This is a genomic window from Pseudonocardia kujensis, from assembly GCF_021283305.1.
GTDB classification, from domain to species: Bacteria; Actinomycetota; Actinomycetes; order Mycobacteriales; family Pseudonocardiaceae; genus Pseudonocardia; species Pseudonocardia kujensis.
In genome coordinates, this window is sequence record NZ_JAJSOK010000030.1 from 41094 (window position 1) to 65623 (window position 24530).

A 24530-nucleotide genomic window follows, 5' to 3' on the forward strand; every position below is an offset into this window, starting at 1 on the left:
GTCAGCGCAACCGCGCGAGCATCCCCTCGCAGCTGCGCACCACGACCCGGGCCGCGTCGGCCGTCGCCCTGCTCGCCAGCGGGCTCTCCGCCCGCCGCTGCCAGCGGACCACGGCGTCGAGCGCGGCGGCGCGCAGCTCGTCCGGCCCCGCCGTGGCGTCGAGACCGAGCCGGGCGGCGACGCCGCTGCCGTCGCCGCCGAGGAGACGCTCGGCGTCGGGCAGCGCGTCGGCGGGGAAGGTGACGGTGCCGGCCCGCAGCGCCGACAGCATCCGCAGCTCGACGAACTCGTGGGCACCGGCGAGGATCCGCTCCATCTCCGCGGCGATCGGCTGCGCCGTCGGGCGCGGCTCGCGCTGCAGCACGAGCTCGACGGCGAGCAGCGCGGACCGCGCCTTGAGCAGCTCGCGGCGCTCGGCGAACTGCGTGGCCAGCACCGAGCGCAGCTCCTCGAGCCCGCTGCGCCGGACGAGCTCGGCGGCCAGCGCCGACGGGTCCGTCACGCCCTGGCGGACCAGCGTGGTGCCGAGCCGGACGCCGAAGAGCCCGAACCGCTCCACGAGCCGGCCCCGCACCTCCGGCGCGGGCGCCCCCTCCACCTCGCGGTTCGCGAACCGGTCCGCGGACAGGAGCAGGGCGTCGAGCTCCGCGCGCGGCATCCCGGCGAGGGCGGCCATCGCCGCGTACTCGTCCTGCCGCATGGTGCGCCCGGTCTGGGCCAACAGCCCGGCGACCGCGACGACGGTCTGGCACAGCCCGCGGATCTTCGGGTCCGCCCGGTAGCGGCGGGCGATGCGCCGGGCCGAGGTGAGCGCGTCGAGCCGCCCGACGCCGATCTCGTCCGCCCGGGACAGCACGGCGATCGTGTTCACCGGGGTCGCCCGCGCCACCCCGCGGTCCAGGAAGGACTCGAGGAACCGCACGTCCGTGCTGTGCAGGTGGCGCATCAGGTAGACGACGGCATCGGCCTGCGAGGGCGAGTCCTCGGGCGCGAGGAAGGCGCCCGCGCGTGCGGCGGCGTCGGCGGACAGCGACGCGATGCCCGGGGTGTCGACGAGCGACGTGGTCCGCAGGTACTGCGACGGCCAGTCGACGACGAGCCGGTCCACCTGCTCGGCCGGCAGCCCGCCGAGGTCGAGCTGCAGGGCGCCCTGCGACCGGGCGATCGTGAGCTGCCGCGGCGGCCCCGCGCGCGGGAACATCTGCACCCGCGGCGCCGGCGCGTCCTGGTACCAGGTGACGACCCGGGTGCACTCCCCCGCGTCCGTCGGCGCGATCTCCTCACCGACGAGGGCGTTGAGCAGCGTCGACTTCCCCGCCTTGACCTTGCCCGCGATCGCCACGCGCAGCGGCTCCTCGAACCGGCCCAGGTGCTGGCGCAGCCAGCCGACGGCCTGCGGGCTGTCGGCGTAGACGTCGATCGTGCGGCGGAGCAGGGTGCGCACCTCGGCGCCCAGACCGGCGGGCTGCGCCGGGGTCCGGAGGGTGGAGTGTTCGCTCACTTCTCGTCCACCAGCGCCCGGGCCCGCTTCGCCAGGGACTCGACCCGGGTGATCTCGGCCTTCAGGTCCTCGATCCGCTTCTGCCGGCCCGAGACGTCCGAGCTCACCGCGCTCTGCGCCGCCGACACCGAGGTCGCGAGCGACACCGACAGCTCCTCGGCCAGCACGGTGAAGTGGTCCCGCAGCTGGCGCTGGGCGCGGCGCAGGGTGTCGCGGGAGTCCTTGCCGACCTGGAAGGTCACCTCGTCGATGTGCCGGCGCACCGCGGTCTTCGCCTCGGCCCGGCGCCGCTCGCGCAGCCGTCTGCGCTCGTCGCGCACGGTCTTGCCGCCGAAGAGCAGGCCTGCGGCGATCGAGAAGGGGTTGAGCAGGGCGAGGCCCGCGAAGCTCGTCGCGAGGCCGATCATCAGCAGGCCGCCATAGCCGCCGCGCATGCCGACGAACAGCTTCTGCCCGAGCCCGAACTTCTCGCCCTCCGGCTGCTCGAGCGCCTGGACGGAGCCGCCCAGCCGGCTCCCATCGATGTGGATCTCGGGGAGGGCGGCGTCGGCGCCCTCGGCGAAGTGCTCGGAGACCTGCTCGGCGAGCCAGCGGGCGCGCTGCGCCGTCCACACGTAGTTCGCGGACGTCGCCTGGCTCACCTGCTGGTGGAACCACTGCGCGAACTGGTCCCAGATGTCCGCGGGGTCGGCGTCGTCGAGCAGCTGCTCGGCCTCGCGGGTGACCGCGCGCAGCCGGTCCCGCAGGTCGTACTCGATGTCGGAGATCAGGTCGGCGACGCCGTCGTTGAGCGTGATCTGCCAACGCGCCGAGCGCTGCCGCAGGTCGTCCGCCCGGGCCTTGGCCCGGGTCAGCTCCTCGACCAGCGCCTCGGCCTTGCCCGGGTCCTCCAGCGCGGCGAGCTCGGCGGTGAACTGCGCGGAGAGCTGCTCGGCGACGGCCCGCACGTCCTGGCTGGTGGAGCGCCGGTCCAGGTCGTCCGCCCGGGCGACGACCTTGCGCAGCAGGAAGCCGACCAGCGGCGCGAACCCGGACTCGCTCATCAGCTCGGCGTCGCCGGTCTCGGCCCCCGCGAGCCGCAGCGCCGACGACACGGGGTAGATCTCGGCCTCGACGCCGGCCCGCTGCAGGTGGCCCTTGTCGAGCTCGACGATCTTGCGCCAGTGCGGGTAGAGGTCGGTCTTGGTGACCACGCACCCGACGTTGGGACACAGGCCCGTCGCCGAGCGCAGGAAGTCGATCTCCGGGGCGGTGTACTCCTGCGCGGCGTCGGACACCAGGACGACGGCGTCGGCGGTCGGCAGGGCGGCCATCGTCGCGGCGCCGTGGGCGGAGCCCAGCCCCCCGACGCCGGGGGTGTCGACGAGCACCAGGCCGCTCTGCAGCAGCTTGCGCGGCAGGGTGACCTCGGCGTGGTGCAGGCCGGCGCGGTTCTCGGGGTTACCGGCCTCGGAGACGAAGTCGGCGAGCCGGGAGGTCTCGACGACCGTCCGCTCCTCGACGGGCTCCGCGCCCTCCTGCGCCCCCGGCGGCACCTTCACCAGGGTCACCGTGGTGGTCTCGGCGAACCGGACCTCGGTGGGCACGGCGGTGGAGATGTCGTCGTCGACGGGGCAGACCGGGGCGTTGACCAGCGCGTTCACCAGCTGGCTCTTGCCCTGCTTGAACTCCCCGACGATCAGCACCCGCACGTTCGGGTCGGCCAGCCGGGCGCGGGTCGCCTGCAGCCGGACGGCGAGGTCGGGGCGCTCGTAGGCCGTCGTGGCCTTGAGCGCCAGATCGACCAGCTGGACCGCTGCCGGTACCGCCACCGAATCGTCGTCCTCTCCGGTCCCGGCCGCCGGGACGCCTGTCCGCCACATTCTGCCTACACGCCGACCGCGTCCACGACGAAGGCCCCGACACCCTCGGGTGAGGGTGTCGGGGCGTCCGGTCACGCGGGAGGCGTGTCAGGCGTCGAGGACCAGCTCGTTGTTGCTGCCGATGTTGGTCTCGGTGTCGGAGCTCGTGTTGGTGATGTCGGTGTCGTCGCTCGAGACGTTCGACTCGAAGTCGTTGTCCACGTTGTACGAGTCGTCGACCGAGGTCGAGTTGTTGGTCTCCGTCGAGTACTCGTTGCCCGAGTTGTCGACGTCGTAGTTGCCGGAGGCCGTGCCGCCGACCGAGAGCGCCCCGCCGTCGTCGACGGACACGTCCTCGAAGGAGGCGCTGTTGGCGTTGCCGTTGCCGAAGGCGGTGGTGTTGTCGTCGCCGTCGACCACGTTGTTGCCGTCACCGACCACGTTGCCGTTGCCGGTCGTGACCGTCGAGTCCTCGATGTCGCCGCCGGCGGCCACGGCCCCGTCACCGGACGCGGTCACCGCGTCGATGTCGATGTCCTGGCGGAAGTCCCCGCCGTCCGTGTCGATGTGCTGGTTGATCGAGTTGTCCACGATGGTGTCGCGGTCGTCGATCCAGGTGTTGGTGACGTACGTGTTCAGGTACTTGACCGCGTGCTCGTGGTCCGACTCGTGCGGCTCCTTGTGCGGGGGCGGCGGCGGGGTGTGGTGGTGGTTGCCGCCGGTGTTGTGGTTCCGCTCGAAGTCCGAGTCGTCGTTGTCCTGGATGAGGAGCGCGGCGTCGTGCACGTCCTCGGCGGTGAACTCGGTGAGGCCGCAGCCCTCGATGTAGGCGGCCGGGTCGGCCTTGAAGGCCTCGGCGGCCTCCGGGTCCTTGAGCAGGCTCAGCAGCAGTTCGATCAGGGTCTGGGGGGAAGCCATGTCAGTCGTCTCCGTGAAGGTCGTGAGGTCGTGAGGGAGGGGGAGCGGGAGGTCAGCCGACCTCGACGTCGACCTCGTTGTTGCTCAGGACGTTGGTCTCGGTGTCGATGTCGGTGTTGGTCTCCGAGTAGGAGTTCGTCTCCTCCGACACGGAGACCTCGGAGCTCTGGTTGTACGAGTCCTCGATGTCGACGCTCGTGTTGGTCTCGTTGCTGACCGAGTTGTACGAGTCGGAGACGTCGTGGTCGCCGGTCGCCGAGCCGCCGACCGAGAGCGCGCCGCCCTCGTCCACCGAGACGTCCTCGAAGGACGCGCTGTTGGCGTTGCCCGTGCCGAAGGCCGTGGTGTTGCCGTCGCCCTCGACCACGTTGTTGTCGTCGCCGACGATGTTGTCGTCGCCCGTGGTGACGACCGAGTCCTCGATGTCGCCGCCGGCCGCGACCGCGCCGTCGCCGGAGGCCGTCACCACGTCGGTGTCGATCGTCTGGCGGAAGTCGCCGCCGTCGGTGTCGATGTGCTGGTTCACGGAGTTGTCGACGATGGTGTCGCGGTCGTCGACGTAGTTGTTGGTGACGTACCGGTTGATGTAGTCGACCGCGCCCTTGTGGCCGTCGTGGCCACCCTCGTGGTGCCCGCCGCCGTGGTGCGGGGCCGCCGCGGCCGCGACCAGGTGGTTGCTGCCGGTGTCGTAGTTGCGGTCGAAGGAGGCGGTGTCGTTGTCCTGGATCAGGACGAGGGCGTCGTGCACGTCCTCGGCCGTCAGGTCCTCGAGGCCGGCGTCGCGCAGCGTCTCGTACGGGTTCTCGCGGAAGTCCTGCTGGAGCTCAAGGGACTCCTCGTCGTTGCCGATGAGCTTGAGGAGGAACTCGAGAAGCGTCATGGGGATCGTCTCCGTGGATCGTGTCGGTGTCGCGCCGGGCGACCCCGGCTGGCGTTGATCCGAAAGGTAGGAGCGCGGGGCAGGGCCGCCATCGGGGATCGGGCACGGTTCGCCACCGGGTGGCATAGGGGATCGGGGCGGGGCCCGTTAGGGGCTTCCGGGGCCCGGCACCCCCAGGCGTCACCCGATCGTGTCAGCAGGGGGTCGGGGACGATAACGGCGCGGTGCCGCCACGCGATGGCGTAGCAGGCGTGCGGGGGCGCGCCCGGGGGCAGAGCTGCCGGGGACCGGCGGGGGGAACGACGATGGGTTACCAGCTCGGCATCGACCTGGGTACGACGTACAGTGCGGCGGCCGTGTGCCGGCCGGCGGGTGAGCACTGGGTCGCCCCGGAGATGGTCGCGCTCTCCGGGCGCCGCACGGACGTCCCCTCGGTGCTGTTCGTGGGACCCGACGGCGAGGTGCTGGTCGGCGACGCCGCCGAGCGCCGCGCGGTGACCGACCCGGACCGGGTCGTCCGCGAGTTCAAGCGCCGCGTCGGGGACGCGACGCCGATCGTCGTCGGCGGGCGGAGCTGGGCGCCGGAGGAGCTGTGCGCCCGGCTGGTCCGCTGGATCGTCGACGAGGTCGCCGACCGCGAGGGCGGTCCCGCCGAGCGGATCGCCCTCACCCACCCCGCCTCCTGGGGCCAGCACAAGCTGGAGCTGATGGCCGAGGCGCTCGACGGGCAGGGCCTCGCGGTGACCTTCCTGGCGGAGCCCCAGGCCGCGGCCCTGCACTACGCGGCGGGCGAGCGGGTGGCCGCGGGCTCCACCATCGCCGTCTACGACCTCGGCGGCGGCACCTTCGACGCCGCCGTGGTGCGCAAGACCGACCGCTCCCACTTCGCCCTGCAGGGGCGGCCGGAGGGGATCGAGCGGCTCGGCGGGGTCGACTTCGACCAGGTGGTGTTCGACCACGTCGTCGCCGGGCTGCCGGAGGCATTCGAGGGTCTCGACGAGGCCGATCCCGCCGTGCTCGCCGCCGTCGCCCGGCTGCGTCGCGAGTGCACCGAGGCCAAGGAGGCGCTGTCGGCGGACACCGAGACCGCGATCCCGGTCCTGCTGCCGGGCCACCGCGGCTCGGTCCGGCTGCACCGCAGCGAGTTCGAGGACGTCATCCGGGACCGGGTCGCGGAGACGGTCGGGGCGCTCCGTCGGGCCGTCGCCTCGGCCGGGCTGCAGCCGGCGGCGCTCGACGCCGTGCTGCTCGTCGGCGGGTCCTCGCGCGTGCCGCTGGTCGGGCAGCTCGTGTCGCAGGAGCTCGGTCGGCCCGTCGCCGTCGACACCGACCCGAAGAACGCGATCGCGAAGGGGGCGGCGCTCGCCGTCTCGCCGCGCCCCACGGCGTCCTGGCCCGCGGTGGCGCTGGCCCCGGTGCCCGGTGGCGCCGCGACGGCCACCGGCGGGTTCGAGGCGCCCTCGCCGAGCGCGCTCACCGGCTCCCCCTCGGGCTCGCTGCCCGCGCTCATCGGCGCCACCGTGGCGATCGGCTCGCCCGACCCCGGCGCGACCGGCCCGGTCGCCGTCGTGGGCCCGGCCCCGTCCCCGTCGGCGACCGGCGGCTGGGCACCCGCCGGTCCCCCGCCGCGTCCCGGGCTGCCCGGTGCCGCGCCCGCGAACCCGGACTGGGAGTACGACCCGGAGCCCGACGGCCGTCGCCGCATGCCGGTCGGCCTGCTGGTCGGGCTGGGCGGGGCGCTCGCCGCCGTGGGAGTGGTGGCGGCGGCAGTGTTCTGGCCCTCGGCCGCGCCCGCCGTGAGCACCGGTGTCGGCGGGATGAACGTGCCGGCCTCCGGCGTCTCGGCCGCGGACCCCACCAGGACGGCGGCCACCCTCGATCCGACGACCGCGGTCCGGGCGCCCTCCGCGCAGACCGGGTCCGCGGGGTCGGGCGGCAACGCGAACGCCGGCCGCACCGCCACCTCGCCCGCCGGGGGTGGGGCACGGCCTCCGGCGGCGGGCGGAGCCGCCCCCGCTGCGCCCGTCGTCCCGGCGCCGGGGCCGGTCGTCCCCGGCCCCCCGGCACCGGGCCCGCCTCCCTCCTCGCCCGTCGGCACGGGCGGCGAGAACACCGGCACCGGGAGCACCGGTGGCGGCAACACCGGTGGTGACACCGCGGGCGGCAACACCGGCGGCGGCAACACGGGCGGCGACACCGCGGGCGGTGGCAACACCGGCGGCGGGAACACCGGCGGCGGGAACACCGGCAACCCGGGGGGCGACCCCGTGACCGACCCCGGCCCCTCCACCCCGTCGACGGACGGCAGCCCGACCAGCAGCGTCGCCGCCGCCCCCTCGAGCAGCGCCGCCCCGTCCGCCGCCCCCTGACCCACCTCCCCCTCCAGCGTCATGGCTCCATACCGCGTCCGAGGAGCCCCCTGAGCAGCGTTATGGATCCATAGCGCTCTCAGGCGGGCGCGGTGGCAGCGTTGTGGATCCATAACGTGCTCGACGGGGCCAACTGGCAGCGTTATGGGTCCATAGCGTGCTCGACGGGGCCCGCTGGCGGCGTTGGGGATCCATAACGCACTCGACGGGGCCCGTTGGCGGCGTTGTGGATCCATAACGCGGTCGACGGGGCCAACTGGCAGCGTTATGGATCCATAGCGTGCTCGACGGGGGAGGCCGGCGGCGTAGGACGTCCTGGGCACCCCCCTCCGGTCCGCCCGCCCGCCTGGCGCATGCGCCCCGAACGCGCCCCTCAGTCTTCAGCGTTATGGATCCACAGTGCGTCCGAGGAGCCCCCTGAACAGCGTTGTGGATCCATAACGCGTCTCGCACGCGGCGGCGGCTGCGTTCTGGGTGGACCGGTTCGGTGTCCTGAGCGTGGCCGGGAGGAGGCCGTCGGGTGGCCCGTCACCCGATCCGGGTCTCGGTTGCGTCTCGGCTCCCGTACTCGGCGTGACGTCCCGCATCCGCCGACCGATAGTCGACTGCGGCGCCCGCGGACGCGGGCGCCGTACGGGACGAGTGTCGAGGAGGATCCCGCGGTGGGTCGGCTGGCAGGGTTGGTGATCGGTCTCGAGGCCGCGGCGGTCGTCGTCGCGTATCTCGCCTTCGGGTGGCCGGTGCTGCTGATCGGGATCCCCGCGCTGGTCGGTACGGCGTTCGTCCTGCTGTTCGTGCACCTGTCCGAGAAGCCTCGCGCCCGGCTGCAGGAGGCCCGCGCGGCCCGTTACGAGCAGGCCGCGGTCCCCGGCGGGCTCATGAGCGGGTTCTTCGAAGTCCCGGCCCCGCGCGGCGTCGTCGAGGTCGACCGCACCCGCGTGTGAGCTGCCGGCGGCCCGCCGCCGTGCCACGGTGGTGAGGTGGCCCGAGGCGTGCACCCGTGCTGACCGGCCTGCTGTTCGCGTTCTGCGCGACCGTCCTCAACAGCGGAGCCGGGCTGCTGCAGTCGGCCGCCGCGCAGCACACCGAGTCGCGCACGCACCTGGCCCTGCGCCCGCTGTACGTGGCCGGTCTGCTGGTCGACGGTCTCGGCTGGATCTGCACGGTGGTCGCGCTGCGGCACCTGCCGGTCTTCGCGGTGCAGGCCGCGCTCGGCCTGTCCATCGCCCTGACGGCGGTCGCGACGTGGGGGCTCTACGGGGTCCGGCTGCGCACGATCGACAAGGTGGGCGTGGGGGCCTGTGTCCTCGGCCTCGGCGTGGTCGCCGGGAGCGCGGGCGGTGAGGCGCCGGCCGACTTCTCCGGCACCGCGATCGTCGTGCTGGCCTCGTCGGTGGCGGCGCTGGCCGTCGCCGCGATCGCGGTGTGGCGGCTCCCCGTGGCCTGGCCCCTGTCGTTGATCGCCGGTCTGGGCTTCGGCGGGACCTCGCTCGCGGTCCGCGCCGTGCACCTGGCGCCCGACGCCGGGTTCGACGTGGGCCAGCTCGCGGGCCAGCCGGCGACCTACCTCATCGGGGTGTTCTGGGTCGTCGGGATCACCTGCTACTCGCGGGCGCTGGCGATCGGCAACCTCGCCGGCGTCACGGCGGTGTTCTCGGTGACCGAGGTGATCGTCCCCGGGCTGGTGGGCATCGTGCTGCTGGGCGACCCGATCCGGCACGGCTGGCTCGTCCCCTTCGCGGCGGGCCTCGTGGTCTCGGTCGCGGGCGTGGTCGCCCTCGCGAATGCGCCGACGCCCGCGGCCGGGCATCGTCGGCGCCGGCACGTCCGCTGAGAGCCGAGGAGCACCGATGCCGACCTTCACCCGCGACGGGGTGACCCTGCACTACGAGGAGCACGGCTCCGGTTTCCCCGTGCTCCTGCTGGCCCCCGGCGGGCTGCGGTCCACCATCGAGGCCTGGCAGCGCGCCCCGTGGAACCCGGTCGACGAGCTCGCGCCGCTCTACCGGGTCATCGCGATGGACCAGCGCAATGCCGGGGGCGGCTCCTCCGGCCCGGTCTCGGCATCGGACGGGTGGGACACCTACACCGCCGACCAGCTCGCCGTGCTCGACCACGCGGGCGTCGAACGGGCGCACGTGCTGGGCATGTGCATCGGGGGCGCGTTCATCGCGAACCTGCTGCGCACGGCGCCGGACCGGATCGCGGCCGCCGTGGCGCTGCAGCCCATCGGGCTGTCCGACAACCGGGACCGGTTCCACGAGATGGTCCGGGGCTGGGGGGAGGAGCGCGGGATCCCCGCCGAGGACCTCGCCGGCCTCCGGGACAACCTCTACGGCGGCGACGACGTGCTGTGGAGCGTCTCCGACGCCGACGTCGAGCGCTTCGACCACCCGATCCTCGTGCTCATGGGGAACGACGAGTTCCACCCGCAGGCGGCCTCGCGCACGCTGGCCCGGCTGGCGCCGAACGCGTCGCTGCTGGAGTCGTGGAAGGACCCCGACAGCGTCCCGATGGCGCAGAAGGCGGTCGCCGAGTTCCTGGCCGCGAACACGCCGGCCTGAGATCCGTTTCCTCCACGACGCCGGGTGCCCCGTCGGCGAGGATCGACCCCATGACCTGGGACGACGTCGTCGCGATCGCGACCGCCCTGCCGGAGGTCGAGGTCTCGACCTCCTACCGCACACCCGCGCTGAAGGTCCGCGGCAAGGGCTTCGCCCGGCTGCGCACGGAGGCGGAGGGCGGGCTGATGCTGGTGTGCGGCACGGACGAGAAGGAGGCGCTGCTCGCCTCGGGCGATCCGGCCTTCTTCACCACCCCGCACTACGACGGGTACGGCTCGATCCTCGTCGACCTGACGGAGATCGACCCGGCGCAGCTCGCGGAGCTCGTCGAGGAGGCGTGGCGGCGGAAGGCACCCGCCCGGCTGGTGCGCGATCGTGACGGTCAGGCCCGGTAGGTCTGGACCAGGACGTCGCCGTAGCGGGTGACGTCGGCCAGGTGCAGCGACACCTTGGACCGGTCCTCGGGCCAGAACCGCAGGCCGCCGCCGATCGCGACCGGGAAGACCTGCAGCCGCAGCTCGTCGACCAGACCGGCGGCGAGCAGGGTCCGGACCAGCGTGGCGCTGCCGTTGACCAGCAGCGGCCCGCCGTCGCCCTTCTTCAGCTCGGTCACCGCGTCGACGACCTCGCCCACCAGCGGGCGCGCGTTCCACGTCAGCTCCTGCGGGCGGGAGGTGGCGACGTACTTGGGCAGCGCCGTCATCCGCTCCGCGAACTCCCCTTCGCGCTGCGGCCACGCGCCCACGAAGCTCTCGTAGGTGGTCCGGCCGAGCAGCAGCCCGCCCGCCTCGACCACCTCGCGGTACTTGAACTCGAAGAACTCGGGGGTGCCGTGCTCGGAGACCCAGTTGGTGTGCGGGTGCGACGGCTCGCCGCCGGGCGCCTCCATCACGCCGTCGAGGGTCGTGAACTCGGAGACCACGATCTCGCGCATCGGGTGCCGTCCTCTCCTGCCTCGGATGTCCCCCTTCCGACCGCCGGTCGGCGCGGAACTCATCGGCCTACCGTGGCGGCATGACGAGCTGGGTTCCGGAGGCGTGCACGCTGCCCACCGCCGAGCGTCCGCTGCGGGTGGCGGAGTTCGACGAGCTGCTGTCGACCGGCGTCACCGAGGCGGTCCGCGTGGCCGCCGGCCACCTGCGGCTGACGCTGCGCCCCGAGCGGGACGCCGACGCCGCCGACCTCGTCGCGCGGGAGAGCGCCTGCTGTTCCTTCTTCGACTTCGCCCTCGACGGGACGGCGCTCGACGTCCGGGTGCCCGCGGCGCACGTCGGCGTCCTCGACGGGCTGGTCGCGCGGGTCGCCTGAGCACGGCTCCTCCAGGTAGGCGTGGAGCAGGGCGGCGCCACGGAGCACGGCGCGGGCCCGGGGCGTCGTGCGTGGCGCGCCGCTCCGCCACGCCGCCCGCAGCGCCTCTGGGTTCCCGGTCCGGTGCAGCCCGTCGATTACCGGCCGGATCCGCGCGAACGGGTAGGGGCCTCGGCTCGGGGGTGTCACAGGGTGCGGAAGTACCGCACGCAGGGCAGGGGCGTGTCACCGCCCCGCTCGTAGAGGCCCCGGGCGGGTGGGTGCCCGGGATCCCCGCCCGTCTCGACCATCGCGACCGTGCTGCCCCGCTCCCGGAGCCGGGTGGCGGCGTGCTCGGTCAGTGCCCGACCGACCCCCGCGCGGTGGTGTCGCGGGTCGATGGCGGGCCCCGCGTGGCCTGCTGTGCGGGACCTCGCCGACGGCGCGGTCACTGCCGGGCTCGCCCGCTCGTCGAGCACCGGCAGGGTGAGCCAGGCGCGGCGGTCGAGCAGCCGGTCGAGGTCGGCGCGCCAGGTCGCGACGACCGCCGGGTTCCGGCCGCCGTCGCGGTCGATGCGGCGGCGCAGCCGGGCGAGGTGCGCGTCGAGGCTGGTGAGGTCGGGGCAGTGGTAGCGGTCGCCCGCCCCCTCGACGCTGAGCAGCGGGTCGAGGTGTCGGGCCGGGGCGAAGGGGGTGGGAGTGCGCACGGTGTCCTCCAGGTGTGGGGTGTGACCGTGCGAGCGTCGCGCAGCGGCCGGGCCGCCCGCGTCGGCGAGCGCTGCCCACCCCGGGTCGCGGCACTGCCCATGCGCACGGCGCTCGTCCGGATCGTCGACGACGACATGCAGCAGCCCCGGACCGTTGCGGCCCGTCTTCTCGGACGCACCGAACATCACGCCGCCCACCTCGCCGCGGTCGGACACCACGTCGGCTCGGCGTGAGGGATCGTGTCTCGTGCGCCGGGTTCGGCATGGACGGCTCGCTCGGTGGGCCGAACGCCGTGGTGAGAAAGGCGAGGACCAGAGCGCCGACGTGCTCGGCCGTGCGCGGGGCCGGCCGAGCGGCAGAGGGCACCGAGGGAGACGACAGACGTCGATCGAGGAACGACGAAGGCCCAGCTCCGGTGTGGACACCGTGTGAGCTGGGCCTTCGTCTTCTGAGCGGATGACGGGAATCGAACCCGCGTATTCAGCTTGGGAACCAGCGGGACGCCTGAGGAAGGTGGCTCTGACCTGCGAGCCGGGTCGGTCTAGGGTGCCCGAGATTGACCGCCGTTGACCCCTGCTTGTTGCTGGCCTGTTGTTGCGGTGGTGATCCACTTCGTCGTGGGGTCTTCCACGTCACGGGTGCCCTCGTGCTGGTCTCCTCGCGGCGCGGGTTCCACCCTGCCGGGGCGAGGGGTGGGCTGCAAGGCACGCTGTCCCGCCTTGCGGCCCGCCCCTCGGTCCGGTAGCCGTCTCGGCGCGCCGTGAGGAGGCCAGCACTCCCCTGGTCTCCGAGCGGTGTCGGGTGTGGGCGGAGCCCGCTCCTTCTCGGTCGTGGATGCTGTGGCCGTGGACGAGCAGGCTGCGCGTGCGCTGTCGCTGCGGTTGGACCCGGCGGTGAAGCTGCGGCTGGCGGCGCGCTTCGGCGAGAGTGTTGGAAGTTGGCTGGACGACCTCCCCGGCAGACTGCAGGAGCTGGAAGAGGCGTGGGGCCTGGATCTGGAAGAGGTCTCCGCAGGCGGTACCTCGGTGGTCTTCCGGGGCTCGCGGGCGGGTGCGCCGGTGGTGGTGAAGCTGTGTCCGGACGCGGAGATTGGGCGTTGGGAGGCTGACGCTCTCCGCTGCTGGGCGGGCCTACCGCACGTGGTCGAGTTGCTGGCTGCGGACGAGGCCGACGGAGCCCTTCTTTTGGCGGGTGTTTCGCCGGGCACGCCCCTCGTTGAGGACGACTGGCAGCTCGTCGAGGTCGCGCCACTGCTGAGCGACTTGACCAGCTCAGTCAAAGTGCCCTCCGTGCACGTCCCGTCTCTCGTCGAGCGCGTGGAGTTCTTGTTCGGCTTGACGCGGCGACGCATCGAGGCAGGGGGTGATCAGCTCGTGGGCCCGCAGACCTTGGATGAGGCGGAGCGATTGGCCGTCGCGTTGGCGAGCGACCCCGAGCCGCCTGCTCGGCTGGTCCACGGGGATCTTCACCCCGGCAACGTGCTTCGCGGCCGTGGTGGCTCGGTCGTGGCGATCGATCCCCGCGCGTGCCTCGGGGACTCGCACTTCGACGCGATCGACTGGGTCCTTCGTGGTGAGGCGCCCACGCGCGCTGGTGTGCTTCGAGCGGCTGAGGAGCTTGCCCAGCTCGTCCCTTGCTTCGACGCCGAGCGCATCACTGCGTGGGTCGTGGCTCTGGCGCCGGTGCTGGCGATCTCGCAGGCGGGAGCTGGGTCGGACGCTGCGCAGCGACGGGCGCGCTGTCTGATCTCGCTGTGGGATGAGGCGACCCTCGGCTGAGAGGGCCGGGTAGCTGGTGCCGCCGGCCGCGAGCGGGCCGGAGGCAGGAGCGAGCGAGCCGAGCGGTGCCGGCGTAGCCGGCCCGCGCCGCCGCAGGCGGCGCCTTGATCTTCTACAGGCGGATTCGGCAAGTGATGGGCTTCGGCCAATCGGCCTCGGTCTTCGCCAGACACTCGACGCGGTACGCATGAGTTGCCACATTCGAGCCAATGACATCGTCGGCACCCCGAACCTCGCAGTATGACTTGGCGTCACGAGTCCACCTCAGCGACCTGCCTGTGCTGGATGAAGTTCTCGCTAGGATGGTCAGATGCCGGAGGACGAAGTCAATGCGGGCCTGAACGAAATCCGTGAAGCCATCGGGCCCGAGGCGCTTTCGTACCTCCTTGGCTACGTGGATCTGCCTGCTGCCTCGGAGGCTCTCCCGCAGCTGCCCCGGCGGGTCGCAAATGACCTGTCGAACTTTCGGAAGAGCCTGGGCGAAGGTGTTGGCGCTCGGGCACTTCGAAACCTGGTTGCGTGGACTCTAATACAGTATGAGGGTGGGCGCTCGAATGCTCGTCGAGTGCACGAAGAGGCGGTCGGTGTATCACTTCATGGTCGACGCCAGGACCCGGTCGAGCATGCACTTGCCGAGATTGCTCGAAATTCCTATATCGGTCTGCTGCTCCCGCTCGAAGAGCACGAATTGCTTCCAGGTCCTCGATTCGCGCCGATCGCTCTAAGTCGGGCGATACTCGGAGATCCCCACTCCAACGAGTTTCAGGACGCGGCTCTTGTAGACCCTGTACTGAGGAAGGCTTTCATTCATCAGGACCCCGGGGGGCACACCGGTACATACGCGATGCTGTATCGCAGTACCGGACAGGGGGGATCAGTTCAGCTCTCAATGATGCCGAGTACCCTTATACATTCGGCGTGGCATGACTTGGAGCCCTCCAATCGAACGGTCGAGGGACTTGTCGAACGTGCATGTGAACTGCTACGACTGCTGCGGACGGCTCTCGCAGGCAATGTTGCCTCAATAAGAGCGTACTGTGCCTTTACTGGAGTCTCTATTCCGGAAGGTAGCAGCCTCCCTCTGGAACGCGGTCAGATACGCTCGGCTGGCCCGCGAGATCGCGAGCGTGCACCCGAGTTCTTGGCCGGTCAAGTATCGGGTACCGACAGCTTGGGAAATGAAGCCGTTGTGAATTACGACGGGGATATTATCCTAGAGTACGACTATCCCTTTCGAGTCAAGCGGTCGAAGAAGTCCATGAATGATCCTGACTCGTCGTTCCAGTGGCCGAACGAAGTCGCTCCTGACGAGGAGATGGAGCGATTAATTCGGCGCTTGCGGATCGCGCTGATGCTTACAGTGGAGAGACCTGAGCGAGCGCAGCTAGTGCCAACATGGCGCCATCTGGCCGACCCGCTAGCTCACACGCCTTCGGCCTCGTCCTGGAATGATCCACGCGGGAATTCCAGCTTTATGCCAATGCATCTGAGCGAGTCAGAGGTTGAGCGTTGGGGAAACTGGTATCAGAAGTTGGATACTCCTGCAGCGCACCGCCTTGATCTTGCGTTCGGCCGGATACTGCGTGCCGTAGCAGAAAGGCGTGAGGTGTCAGATCTTCTTGTCGACTCAGTTATTGCCCTAGAGAATATTTTTGGCACAAGTGAGGGCGAGCCGACGTTCCGGATCAGCATGAGTCTCGCTGTCCTTCTCGAATCGGACGAGAATCGGCGCGAGGAGATGCGGAGCCTCGTGTCTCGGATATATGGCTTGCGTAGCCGAGTAGTTCATGGCAGTGGCGTAATCAAGTCTTCTGAGAATCAGTTGTGTTGGGATGCTTTAGATATCGCTATTCGAGCAGTAAAGTGCCTAGTTGGCCAGCGCACCGAGATACTCGAATTGGCAGATGGATCGATGCGTAGCGCAGCGGTCCTTTTGAAAAGCTCGTAGCGGCCAGGGGTCAACTATTGGGGTCGATCGCGAGTCGCCTAGTATAGCCAGAATTGACCATGCGCTCATAGGCTAATCGGACGAAGTTTGGTATCGGTTGGGGTATCGCCCATCCTGTTTCAGCGTAAATCCATAGACGCTGGGTGTCGCCCACGAGCATATCTATCACGCGCTCAGAGTTGCCAATATTCGCGACATACTCCTCTAGTGGAATCATCTGTGAAGCGCAGATGATCTTCACGCTCGGCCATCGTAGGCGGCACATCGCGTACGCGCGGCGTTGCTGGTAGGGGCGGGATATCAGCATGACCGAGCGGACTGGTGGGTCATCGTTCTCGACAAGGGCCCGGGTGAAGTCGATGTTCTCGCCGGTGTTAGTGGCGTTGGGTTCGACGAGGATGGCTTCGTCGGGGACGCCGAGGGAGAGGGCGTGTTCGCGGTAGTGGACGGCTTCGCCGCGGGGGAAGCGTTCGATGGTGGTGGGGGCGTTGGCGCCGGTGAAGACGATTCGGGGGAAGTAGCCCTGGTGGTACAGCTCGGCGGTGTAGGTGGCGACGCCGAGGTCGTGGCTGCCGAGTCCGATGCCGAGGTCGACGGGCCGTAGTTCGTGGTGCATCTGGTTGAACTCCCACAGGGTTTCCACGTCGGCGCGGAGCTCGGCGGGGATGGTGGTGCTCGGCATCGCAGGGTCCTTCTAGTCGGGGATGTCGAAGGAGTAGGTCCAGGAGAAGCGTGAGGCTGCGTGGACGCCTCGTGCGACTTCGACGAGTGTTCCGTCTGCGGTAAAGGTGCGGCGGTTGAGGATCATCACCGGCTCGCCGGCGGGGAGGTCGAGCTGGTCGACCTCGTCCGGGGTGGGCATGCGCGCGTGGAACGACTCGGTGATGTGGTCGGGTTCGAGGCCCTGCATGGTGAGGACGGCGAACCCTCCTCCGCGCCCGGCCGGGCCTGGTGTTGGGTCGACGAGCGGTGTGCCTTCGACGTGGGCGGGCAGGTAGTAGCTCGTGAGTGTGTGGGTCGGCTGGTCGCCGTCCTTCACGAGCCGCGCCCGTGCGTAGACCGGTGTGCCGGGCTCGATGTCGTAGGCCTCGGCGATCTCGGCGTCGGCGTCGACGAGGGAGACGGTCTGGGTCTGGTCGCTGGGCTTCCACTCGCGGCCTGAGGCCTCGCGGTCGGCGGCGAACGCGACGACGTCGCCGTACTTCCACTTCTTCTTGCTGTAGCGCTCGACGCCCAGGCGGCGCATCGGCGGCGGAGTCCGGACGACCGTCCCGCGGCGTCGGATCGGGGTCACGAGGCCTTCGGCTTCGAGCATGGCCACGGCGTTGCGGACGGTCTTGACGTTGACCCCGTGCGTGGCCGCCAGCTCGTCCTGCTTGGGCAGGGTGTCGCCGGGCGCGTAGGTGCCCTGCTGGATCGCGTCCCGCAGGATCGCGGCCAGCTCGCGGTACCCCACCGTGCTCAATGGTCCTCCCTGGTTGACTCCGATAACGGTAGCTGTACCACCTCGCTTGCGGCCCGCGCGGTCAATAGAGCCCCCTCTATTGACAGTGTCGCTCCCGATTGCTCCAATAGAGCTGGTTCTAACGCGCTGGCTCTCGGCGCGGGCCACGAGCGGAGGAAGCAGCGATGGCGATCAAGAACAGGTTCCCGGTCTCGATGGGGGACGTCTTCCCGCACGGCGCCTACGTGGTGTCGGAGGTCGAGGCGGTGCGGGACTTCGACAAGTCCAGCGCGGGCCGCCCGGTCCAGCAGCTCGACAAGGAGTCCGGGCTGCCGGTCTGGTCGGTGTCGGTGCTCGACGCGGACCCCGACGCCCGACGGGCAGACAAGACCGTCGTGGTGAAGCTCGTCGCCACTCACCAGCCGGTGCCGCCGGAGACCCTCGCGGGGATGCCGTTCCGTCCGGTCGAGTTCGACGGGCTGACCGTGACCCCGTACGTGCAGGAGAACGGCGGTCGTCCGCGGGTGGCCTACAGCTTCCGGGCCACCTCGATGCGTGCCCCGACCGTCGGAAGCAAGCCGACCCCGCGGTCCGGGGGCAACTCGGAGGCCGCCTGAGCACCGATGACGCGACCACCGATCGAGGGTGGAGGGGAGCCCGATTGCGGCGGGCTCCCCTCCGTTCTCCCTCGCCTCGCAACACGCCCTGAGCAGGCAGTACAGCCAGACTTGGAAGGACACCGAGGCTAGATGACTCGCACTGGCAAGTCCCACCCGCCCGCGTTCGTCCCCGACCACCGCGCCGTGCCCGGTTCGATCCCGGCCATTGTGGATGCGGCGTTCTACCGCATCCGCGTGCAGCTCGACGCCGCCAGCGACACCCCCGCCGTCTCCGCGTTGGATCGGGCCGCTCGGGCGGATCGGCTCGCGGTCCTGCATGACCGTTCCGCGCGGTGGTGGCGGGTGCTCTACCGGCACACCCCGACCGGGGTGCCGTTCCTCTACATCGCCGCGGTGAGCCGTGCGGAGCTGCACGAGCGCGACGAGGCCCGGTTCTGGCGGGAGACCGCCGCCGACTGGCGCGCCCGCGCCGAGCGTCGCCCGACCTCGGATGCGGCCGGGGCGCTGTCGAACTGGGCAGAGCTGGGGGTGGCCTGACATGCGCGTGATCGGCTTCCCCGCCGGCGCGCTGTGCGCTCGTCCGGGCACCGACCCGGAGCTGTTCTTCCCGGACGACACTGCGCCGGACTACCCGGCTCGTGTCGCCGCTGCTCGCCGGGTGTGCGCAGGCTGCCCCGTCCGCACGGCCTGCCTGGCCGATCAGATGCGCTGGGAGCCAACGGGGTCTCGCTTCGGCGTCGTTGCCGGGACGACCCCCGAGGAGCGCGACGCCCTCGCCGACCCCGGCCACACCGGACAGGCGGACGCGGCATGACGACCACCCGACCTGACCGCTGCGAGGTGTGCCGGACCCCGCTGCCCGAGCGGCCCGACCCGCGCCGCCGGCGCTGCGCCGATCACCTCGGCCAGGCCGTGCTGTTCCCGCTGACCGCCGTCACCACCCGGCCCCGACGCAGGAAGGAGACCCGCTCGTGAGCCGCAAGGACTGGACCTCCCCGGCGCCGTTGGAGATCGAGCGCCCACGGTTGCCGTGGTGGACCATGCTGCCCAAGCCCGTCCTGACCGTGCTGTCCCCGGTGATCGCGGTCGGGGTCCTCGCGGTCGCCGTGAACTTCGCCGCCCGCCGCGTCTACCGCTACCCGATCACGCTCACCACGACCACGAGCCTGGTGGTGCTCGGGTGCTGGCACGGCTGGTGGTGGTCCCTCGGCGTCGCCCTGGGCGTCGTCGCGGTGCTCGCGGGCTGGTGGTGGCGATGGCGGGACTCGTTCACCCGCACCGTGGGCGCGCAGCTCGCCTCGGAGTTCCGTCGGGTTCGGGTCTACGCGATCGTCTGGCGGCGCACGATGCGGCTGTCCGGGATTGCTCGGCGGGTCGGGCGGTCCTGGTACTACCCGCGCCTGCGCCGGGTCCGCGCCGACGGCTGGCGGGACCGCGTGCTCGTCGGGCTCCTGCACGGGCAGGCCCCGAAGGACTTCGAGGATCGCGCCGCGGAGCTGGCGCACGCCTTCGGCGCCACCTCGTGCAGGGTCCGGGTCGACAAGCCCCGCCGGATCTGGCTCGACCTCATCCACCGCGACACCCTCGCCGCCCCGATCGCACCGCCCCTGCTCTCCGCCGCGGACGCGGTGGTCGACCTCGGCCGCCTCGTCGTCGGGATGGTCGAGACCGGGCGGGAGTTCGTGCTGCGCCTGCTCGGGAACCACCTCCTGGTCGTCGGCTCCACCGGGGCCGGGAAGTCCTCGGTGGTGTGGGCGCTGCTCTGGGCACTCGCCCCGGCCATCCGCTCCGGCCGGGTGCAGGTGTTCGGCGTCGACCCGAAGGGTGGGATGGAACTCGGCCGCGCACCCGGCCTGTTCACCCGCCTCGTCTACGACAACGGGCCGGACGCGGTCGAGTTGCTCGAACACGTCGCCACCCTCACCCGCCAGCGCGCCGCGCACTTCCGGGAGTCCAAGAAGAAGGCATGGACCCCGGAGTCGGGGCAGCCGTTCGTGCTCCTGGTCGTCGACGAGCTCGCCGACGTCGTCGCCTACCAGACCGACCGGAACCTCAAGGCTCGCGCGAACGCGGCGTTGCAGTCGATTACCTCCCAAGGCCGTGCGCCCGGGGTGTGCGTGGTCGGGCAGGTGCAGGACCCGCGCAAGGCTGTCCTGGATTTCCGGCACCTGTTTCCGACCAAGATCGCCATGCGCTTGGACGAGCCCGACCAGGTCAACCTCGCCCTCGGCGACGGAGCCCGCGCCCGCGGTGCCGCCGCCGACGAGATCAGCGACGACACCCCCGGCGTGGCGTGGGTGCTGTCCGAGGGCCGCCGCCAGATCGACCGCGTCCGCGCCTTCCACTTCGATGACGCCCACCTCGACGAGCTGGACGCCTACGTCCGCGACGGATCGAGTCCTGCCGTCCTGCCCGCCCCGCACCGACCGGAGGCCGCAGCATGACCACCCACCCGTCGCTGTCGTCTGTGCTGCTGGGCGGGGGTGTGTGATGGCGTTCAGCCGTGGCCGCTCGACCGAGACCCGTCTGATCCACCTGGGCCTGTTCCTGCTGCTCGCCGCCGGATTCGCCACCTCCCTCGGCCCGACCGCTGCGTTCTGGGGCAACACCTTCCTGACCGTCGTCCTCGCGCTCGGCGGGCTGTGGGTGGTCGTGGCGCTGGTCCGTCGGGAGCTGCGCATCCGTCGCCGCCTCACCGCCATCCGCAACGAGCCCGCGCTGACGCGGCACACCCGGCACTGGCGCACCAGCCACCCCACCGAGCGGAGGGACGCCGCATGACCACCCAGACCGCCCCTGACGGCATCCCCGCCCACGTCGACCAGGAGTCGCTGACCCGCGCGCAGAAGGCGCTCCTTGCGCTTTCGGACGACGTCGCCCAGCGGCTCGCTGAGGACAACGGCGTCTGCGTCCGCCCCCTCGCGATGCGCCGCATCGACATGACCACCGGACGCGTCGAGGTCGTCGCGACGCCGTGCAAGTCGACTCGGGAGGACCAGTGCCGCCCGTGTGCGGAGAAGGCCCGCCGCGAACGTATGGTCCAGGCTCGCGAGGGATGGCACCTCGAGCACGAACCGTTCGACAAGCCCTCCGATCCGACCGAGCACCAGAAGCGGCTCCTGGCCTACCGCGCCGATCTCCACGCCGCGTACACCACCGCTCGCAGCGATGGCTTGGACGAGGACTGCGAGGAGATCCGCGAAGCCGTCGCCGAGCTGGACGCAGAGATCCGCGCGGCCGGCGTCCGCGGTCGGCTGGCTCCGCTCGACCCACTGCCCAGGGCCGTGCGGCGGACCACCCGGCGGCGGCAGGACGCCCCGGACCTTCCGCGGCGCCCGGTGGAGAACCGCACCGTGGGCGAGGTGTTCGGCGGCAAGTACCGGCCCTCCACCTTCCTCACCCTCACCCTGGACTCCTACGGGCGGGTCGACGCCGACGGGGCCGCGCTCGACCCGGACGCCTACGACTACCGCCGCGCCGCTCGCGACGCGATCCACTTCCCGCGCCTGGTGGACCGGTTCTGGCAGAACACCCGCCGCTGCGTCGGGTGGGAGGTGCAGTACTTCGGCACCGTCGAGCCCCAGAAACGCGGCGCTCCGCACTTCCACGCCGCCATCCGCGGCACCATCCCCCGCTCCGAACTCAAAGCGATCGCGGCGGCGACCTACCACCAGGTGTTCTGGCCCGCCCACGACACGATCACCCACGACGGGGACCGGCTGCCCCGCTGGGCCGACAGCGACAAAGGCTTCATCGACCCCCACACCCGCGAGGCGCTGCCGACCTTCGACGAAGCCACCGACCCAGACGTCCTTACCGAACCCACCCACGTCGTCACCTTCGGGACGCAGGTCCACGTGAAGGGCATCCTCGGCGGAACCGAGGAAGCCGGGCGCCACGTCGGCTACCTGACCAAATACCTCACCAAGTCGATCACCCAAGCCGCCGGCATCACCGAGAACGCCTCCGCCCGCTTGCGGGAGCACCACCGCCGGCTCACCGCCGAACTCGCCATCACCCCGTGCTCGCCGCGGTGCGGGATCTGGCTGCTCTACGGCATCCAACCCAAGGGCGCGCGACTGTCCACGAAGCCGGGGCAGTGCAAGAGCAAGGCGCACAAGCCCGAACACCTCGGCATCGCCGGCCGCCGCGTCCTCGTCTCCCGCAAGTGGTCCAACAAGAGCTTGAAGGACCACCGCGCCGAGCGGGCCGAGTTCGTTCGGCAACTCCTCGACCGCGCCGGGGTCAAGCCCTCCTACCCGGTCGACGATGGCCCGTTCGCCTGGGAACGCACCGCACCCGGCGACACCGACGTCCCACCACGGCAGGTCCTACTCCTGCACGCGATCAACCAGAGACAGCGATGGCGCGCCGACTACGACGCCGCACTCATCGCCGCTGGCGACCCACCCGACGCCGAGCGTTCGGCAACCGACGATCTTGCAGCCTGAGGGGGAGCGGATGACTGTGTATCTGACGGTCGTCGAGGCGGCCGAGCACCTGAACACCTCGGTCCGTTTCGTGCGCAGGCTCGTCGCCGAACGCCGGATCGCCTTCCACAAGGTGGGCGCTCACGTTCGTATCGCGGTCGTCGACCTGGACGCGTTCGTGCAGGCCGGACGGGTGGAAGCGATCACGGACGACCGCGTGCGGCGAGACCTCAGCGGGGCTGCCTGATGCCGAACGACAAGGGCAGGAGGCGCCGCTTCGGCAGCATCCGGAAGACGCCGATCGGCGAGTACCAGGCCAGCTACCTCGGCCCTGACAATCGGCGCCACTTCGCTCCGCACCGCTTCAAGCGGGAGCGGGATGCCGACCGCTGGCTGAACAAGGTCGAGTCCGTGATCGTCGCTGGTGACTGGACGAACCCCGAGCGCGGGAAGGTGGCGCTCGCGGACTACGCGGAGCAGTGGATCATCCAGCGTCCCGCGCTTCGGCCGCGCACCGTCGAGCTGTACCAGTGGCTGCTGCGGCGCTACATCACTCCGGAGATCGGCACCGTGCCCCTCGCCGGTCTGACGAGCGCGACCGTTCGGCAATGGCGCTCCGACCTGCTCACCAAGCGCGGAGTGTCCGAGACCAGCGCTGCGAAGGCGTACCGGCTGCTACGTGCCGTGCTGAACACCGCGGTGGAAGAGGACAAGCTGATCACCGCGAACCCCTGCCGCATCCGCGGTGCCGATCGAGAGAACCGGGACGAGCGGCCCGTCCTCACCGTGGCGCAGGTCTTCCAGATCGCCGACGCCATGCCGAACCGTCGTTGGCGGGCGATGATCCTTCTTGCTGCGTTCGCCTCGTTGCGCTGGGGCGAGACCTCGGCGCTGCGCCGCCAGGACGTCGCTCCCGACGGCAGCACGGTGCGTATCGCGTTCGCCCACTCCGAGGTTCGGGGCAAGGGGCTTGTCGTCGGCCCGCCCAAGTCTCGCGCCGGCGTCCGCACCGTCGCCGTTCCGGCCGCGATCCGGAAGGACCTCGTCGACCACCTGGCCGAGTTCGTCGACGCCGGTCCTGACGCGTTGCTGTTCACGGGAGTACAGGGGAGGGCGCTGCACCGAGGTGCGTGGGGTCAGCGGGTGAAGTGGCCCGCGCTGATGCGCAAGCTCGGCCTGGCCGGCGTCCACTTCCACGACCTCCGGCACGCCGGGAACATCTGGGCGTCGAAGGCGGGCATGTCGACCAAGGACCTGATGGCGCGGATGGGACACGACGACATGCGTGCCGCGCTCATCTACCAGCGTGCGACGAGCGATGCGGACCGGCTCATCGCCGATCGTCTGTCGGCCCTCGTCGACGAGCACCGCGGCGCCAGTTGAGCGGACCTTGTTGCTGTGCTGTTGCTGCGAGAGCAGATGATCTCCGGAACGACGAAGGCCCAGCTCCGGTGTGAACACCGTCTGAGCTGGGCCTTCAGTGCTGGAGCGGATGACGGGAATCGAACCCGCGTATTCAGCTTGGGAAGCTGATGTTCTACCATTGAACTACATCCGCAGTGCGTGAGAGCGACTCTAGCATCCCCGCTGCGGCCCTCGATCCACCTCCCCGGATAGGCTGCGGGGCGTGTTGCTCTCGGACCGCGACCTGCGCAAGGAGCTCGAGTCCGGGCGCCTCGGGCTCGACCCGTGGGACGAGGCGATGCTGCAGCCGTCGAGCATCGACGTGCGGCTGGACCGCTTCTTCCGGGTCTTCCAGAACTCGCGTTACACCCACATCGACCCGTCGATCCAGCAGGACGAGCTGACCACGCCGGTCGAGACGGCCGAGGGGGACAACTTCGTGCTGCACCCGGGGGAGTTCGTCCTCGGGTCGACGTTCGAGCAGGTCAGCCTGCCGGACGACCTGGCCGGGCGGCTCGAGGGCAAGTCCAGCCTGGGCCGGCTGGGCCTGCTCACCCACTCCACGGCCGGGTTCATCGATCCCGGCTTCACCGGCCACATCACGCTCGAGCTGTCCAACGTCGCGAACCTGCCGATCACCCTCTGGCCCGGCATGAAGATCGGACAGCTGTGCCTGTTCCGGCTGTCCAGCCCGGCCGAGCGGCCCTACGGCAGCGAGGGCGTCGGCTCCCGCTACCAGGGCCAGCGGGGCCCGACGCCCTCGCGCGCGTGGAAGAACTTCCACAAGGTCGACACCCGGCGCTGAGCGGGGAGGGCGTCCATCCGGGGCGGCCGCCGT

Annotated in this window: 27 protein-coding genes and 1 tRNA gene; 19 read left to right on the forward strand and 9 right to left on the reverse strand. The window is 71.0% G+C overall.

All coding sequences use genetic code 11. From position 1 onward, the window contains the following. Nucleotide 1: 1 nt before the first annotated feature. From LWC35_RS21035 to LWC35_RS21050, 4 genes are all read right to left on the reverse strand, one after another. Nucleotides 2–1501, reverse strand: a complete 1500-nt coding sequence (locus LWC35_RS21035; protein ID WP_232871886.1) for a dynamin family protein — start codon at nucleotides 1499–1501, stop codon at nucleotides 2–4. Next, a complete protein-coding gene (locus LWC35_RS21040; RefSeq protein WP_232871887.1) occupies nucleotides 1498–3312 on the reverse strand; it encodes a dynamin family protein in 1815 nt (604 codons plus the stop codon). Before LWC35_RS21040 ends, LWC35_RS21035 begins: the two co-directional genes overlap by 4 nt. A gap of 138 nt (nucleotides 3313–3450) precedes the next feature. Next, entirely contained in the window at nucleotides 3451–4260 is an 810-nt protein-coding gene (locus LWC35_RS21045; protein ID WP_232871888.1) for an IniB N-terminal domain-containing protein, read from the reverse strand. A gap of 52 nt (nucleotides 4261–4312) precedes the next feature. After that, nucleotides 4313–5140 carry an IniB N-terminal domain-containing protein gene (locus LWC35_RS21050; RefSeq protein ID WP_232871923.1) on the reverse strand — a complete coding sequence of 276 codons (828 nt, stop codon included), beginning with the start codon at nucleotides 5138–5140 and terminating at the stop codon, nucleotides 4313–4315. A gap of 305 nt (nucleotides 5141–5445) precedes the next feature. Between LWC35_RS21050 and LWC35_RS21055 the strand changes: the two genes are divergently transcribed. The 5 genes from LWC35_RS21055 (at nucleotide 5446) to LWC35_RS21075 (ending at nucleotide 10468) form a co-directional block, all read left to right on the forward strand. Beyond that, on the forward strand, nucleotides 5446–7509 hold the full coding sequence (locus tag LWC35_RS21055; protein ID WP_232871889.1) for an Hsp70 family protein: 2064 nt from the start codon (nucleotides 5446–5448) through the stop codon (nucleotides 7507–7509). A gap of 662 nt (nucleotides 7510–8171) precedes the next feature. Then, nucleotides 8172–8453: a hypothetical protein gene (locus LWC35_RS21060; RefSeq protein WP_232871890.1), complete on the forward strand. Its 282-nt coding sequence runs from the start codon at nucleotides 8172–8174 to the stop codon at nucleotides 8451–8453. 56 nt (nucleotides 8454–8509) lie between these two features. After that, a complete protein-coding gene (locus LWC35_RS21065) occupies nucleotides 8510–9343 on the forward strand; it encodes a DMT family transporter (RefSeq protein WP_232871891.1) in 834 nt (277 codons plus the stop codon). Nucleotides 9344–9359: 16 nt separating this feature from the next. Then, on the forward strand, nucleotides 9360–10073 hold the full coding sequence (locus LWC35_RS21070) for an alpha/beta fold hydrolase (RefSeq protein ID WP_232871892.1): 714 nt from the start codon (nucleotides 9360–9362) through the stop codon (nucleotides 10071–10073). 50 nt (nucleotides 10074–10123) lie between these two features. Beyond that, nucleotides 10124–10468: an MmcQ/YjbR family DNA-binding protein gene (locus LWC35_RS21075; protein WP_232871893.1), complete on the forward strand. Its 345-nt coding sequence runs from the start codon at nucleotides 10124–10126 to the stop codon at nucleotides 10466–10468. Here the strand turns inward: LWC35_RS21075 and LWC35_RS21080 are convergent. Beyond that, entirely contained in the window at nucleotides 10456–11007 is a 552-nt protein-coding gene (locus LWC35_RS21080; RefSeq protein WP_232871894.1) for a dihydrofolate reductase family protein, read from the reverse strand. The two genes, LWC35_RS21075 and LWC35_RS21080, sit on opposite strands and share 13 nt — an antisense overlap. 80 nt (nucleotides 11008–11087) lie before the next feature. Between LWC35_RS21080 and LWC35_RS21085 the strand changes: the two genes are divergently transcribed. Beyond that, entirely contained in the window at nucleotides 11088–11381 is a 294-nt protein-coding gene (locus tag LWC35_RS21085) for a hypothetical protein (RefSeq protein WP_232871895.1), read from the forward strand. Between the two features lie 185 nt (nucleotides 11382–11566). On the opposite strand, the gene LWC35_RS21090 is transcribed toward LWC35_RS21085, so the two are convergent. Beyond that, complete coding sequence (locus LWC35_RS21090; RefSeq protein ID WP_232871896.1) at nucleotides 11567–12067, reverse strand: GNAT family N-acetyltransferase; 501 nt, start codon at nucleotides 12065–12067, stop codon at nucleotides 11567–11569. A gap of 21 nt (nucleotides 12068–12088) precedes the next feature. On the opposite strand from LWC35_RS21090, the gene LWC35_RS21095 reads away from it, so the two are divergent. The 3 genes from LWC35_RS21095 (at nucleotide 12089) to LWC35_RS40405 (ending at nucleotide 15794) form a co-directional block, all read left to right on the forward strand. Next, nucleotides 12089–12301: a hypothetical protein gene (locus LWC35_RS21095; protein WP_232871897.1), complete on the forward strand. Its 213-nt coding sequence runs from the start codon at nucleotides 12089–12091 to the stop codon at nucleotides 12299–12301. 612 nt (nucleotides 12302–12913) lie between these two features. Beyond that, the gene (locus LWC35_RS21100; RefSeq protein ID WP_232871898.1) at nucleotides 12914–13846 is read left to right on the forward strand and encodes an aminoglycoside phosphotransferase family protein; all 933 of its coding nucleotides are present in this window, start codon (nucleotides 12914–12916) and stop codon (nucleotides 13844–13846) included. 1189 nt (nucleotides 13847–15035) lie between these two features. After that, complete coding sequence (locus LWC35_RS40405; protein ID WP_232871899.1) at nucleotides 15036–15794, forward strand: HEPN domain-containing protein; 759 nt, start codon at nucleotides 15036–15038, stop codon at nucleotides 15792–15794. A 10-nt stretch (nucleotides 15795–15804) separates the two neighbouring features. Here the strand turns inward: LWC35_RS40405 and LWC35_RS21110 are convergent, their stop codons facing one another. Together LWC35_RS21110 and LWC35_RS21115 are read right to left on the reverse strand one after the other, a co-directional pair. Then, nucleotides 15805–16476, reverse strand: a complete 672-nt coding sequence (locus LWC35_RS21110; RefSeq protein WP_232871900.1) for a YdcF family protein — start codon at nucleotides 16474–16476, stop codon at nucleotides 15805–15807. 12 nt (nucleotides 16477–16488) lie between these two features. Then, the gene (locus tag LWC35_RS21115) at nucleotides 16489–17250 is read right to left on the reverse strand and encodes a GntR family transcriptional regulator (protein ID WP_232871924.1); all 762 of its coding nucleotides are present in this window, start codon (nucleotides 17248–17250) and stop codon (nucleotides 16489–16491) included. A gap of 173 nt (nucleotides 17251–17423) precedes the next feature. On the opposite strand from LWC35_RS21115, the gene LWC35_RS21120 reads away from it, so the two are divergent. The 9 genes from LWC35_RS21120 (at nucleotide 17424) to LWC35_RS21160 (ending at nucleotide 23671) form a co-directional block, all read left to right on the forward strand. Further along, entirely contained in the window at nucleotides 17424–17855 is a 432-nt protein-coding gene (locus LWC35_RS21120; RefSeq protein WP_232871901.1) for a plasmid replication, integration and excision activator, read from the forward strand. A gap of 132 nt (nucleotides 17856–17987) precedes the next feature. Further along, nucleotides 17988–18395, forward strand: coding sequence for a hypothetical protein (locus tag LWC35_RS21125; RefSeq protein WP_232871902.1), 408 nt, complete (start codon nucleotides 17988–17990; stop codon nucleotides 18393–18395). Nucleotide 18396: 1 nt separating this feature from the next. Further along, nucleotides 18397–18672: a WhiB family transcriptional regulator gene (locus LWC35_RS21130; protein WP_232871903.1), complete on the forward strand. Its 276-nt coding sequence runs from the start codon at nucleotides 18397–18399 to the stop codon at nucleotides 18670–18672. Next, entirely contained in the window at nucleotides 18669–18833 is a 165-nt protein-coding gene (locus LWC35_RS21135) for a hypothetical protein (protein WP_232871904.1), read from the forward strand. Before LWC35_RS21130 ends, LWC35_RS21135 begins: the two co-directional genes overlap by 4 nt. Then, nucleotides 18830–20302, forward strand: a complete 1473-nt coding sequence (locus tag LWC35_RS21140) for an FtsK/SpoIIIE domain-containing protein (protein ID WP_232871905.1) — start codon at nucleotides 18830–18832, stop codon at nucleotides 20300–20302. Before LWC35_RS21135 ends, LWC35_RS21140 begins: the two co-directional genes overlap by 4 nt. A gap of 46 nt (nucleotides 20303–20348) precedes the next feature. After that, nucleotides 20349–20639: a hypothetical protein gene (locus tag LWC35_RS21145; RefSeq protein WP_232871906.1), complete on the forward strand. Its 291-nt coding sequence runs from the start codon at nucleotides 20349–20351 to the stop codon at nucleotides 20637–20639. After that, nucleotides 20636–22309: a replication initiator gene (locus tag LWC35_RS21150; RefSeq protein ID WP_232871907.1), complete on the forward strand. Its 1674-nt coding sequence runs from the start codon at nucleotides 20636–20638 to the stop codon at nucleotides 22307–22309. Before LWC35_RS21145 ends, LWC35_RS21150 begins: the two co-directional genes overlap by 4 nt. Before the next feature lie 10 nt (nucleotides 22310–22319). Beyond that, a complete protein-coding gene (locus tag LWC35_RS21155) occupies nucleotides 22320–22535 on the forward strand; it encodes a helix-turn-helix domain-containing protein (RefSeq protein WP_232871908.1) in 216 nt (71 codons plus the stop codon). Then, complete coding sequence (locus LWC35_RS21160) at nucleotides 22535–23671, forward strand: tyrosine-type recombinase/integrase (RefSeq protein ID WP_232871909.1); 1137 nt, start codon at nucleotides 22535–22537, stop codon at nucleotides 23669–23671. Before LWC35_RS21155 ends, LWC35_RS21160 begins: the two co-directional genes overlap by 1 nt. A 101-nt stretch (nucleotides 23672–23772) precedes the next feature. On the opposite strand, the gene LWC35_RS21165 is transcribed toward LWC35_RS21160, so the two are convergent. Further along, a tRNA-Gly gene (locus tag LWC35_RS21165) sits at nucleotides 23773–23846 on the reverse strand. Nucleotides 23847–23915: 69 nt separating this feature from the next. On the opposite strand from LWC35_RS21165, the gene dcd reads away from it, so the two are divergent. Further along, nucleotides 23916–24497 (forward strand): dCTP deaminase, encoded by a 582-nt coding sequence (dcd, locus tag LWC35_RS21170; protein ID WP_232871910.1) that lies wholly within the window; start codon nucleotides 23916–23918, stop codon nucleotides 24495–24497. Nucleotides 24498–24530: the final 33 nt, after the last annotated feature.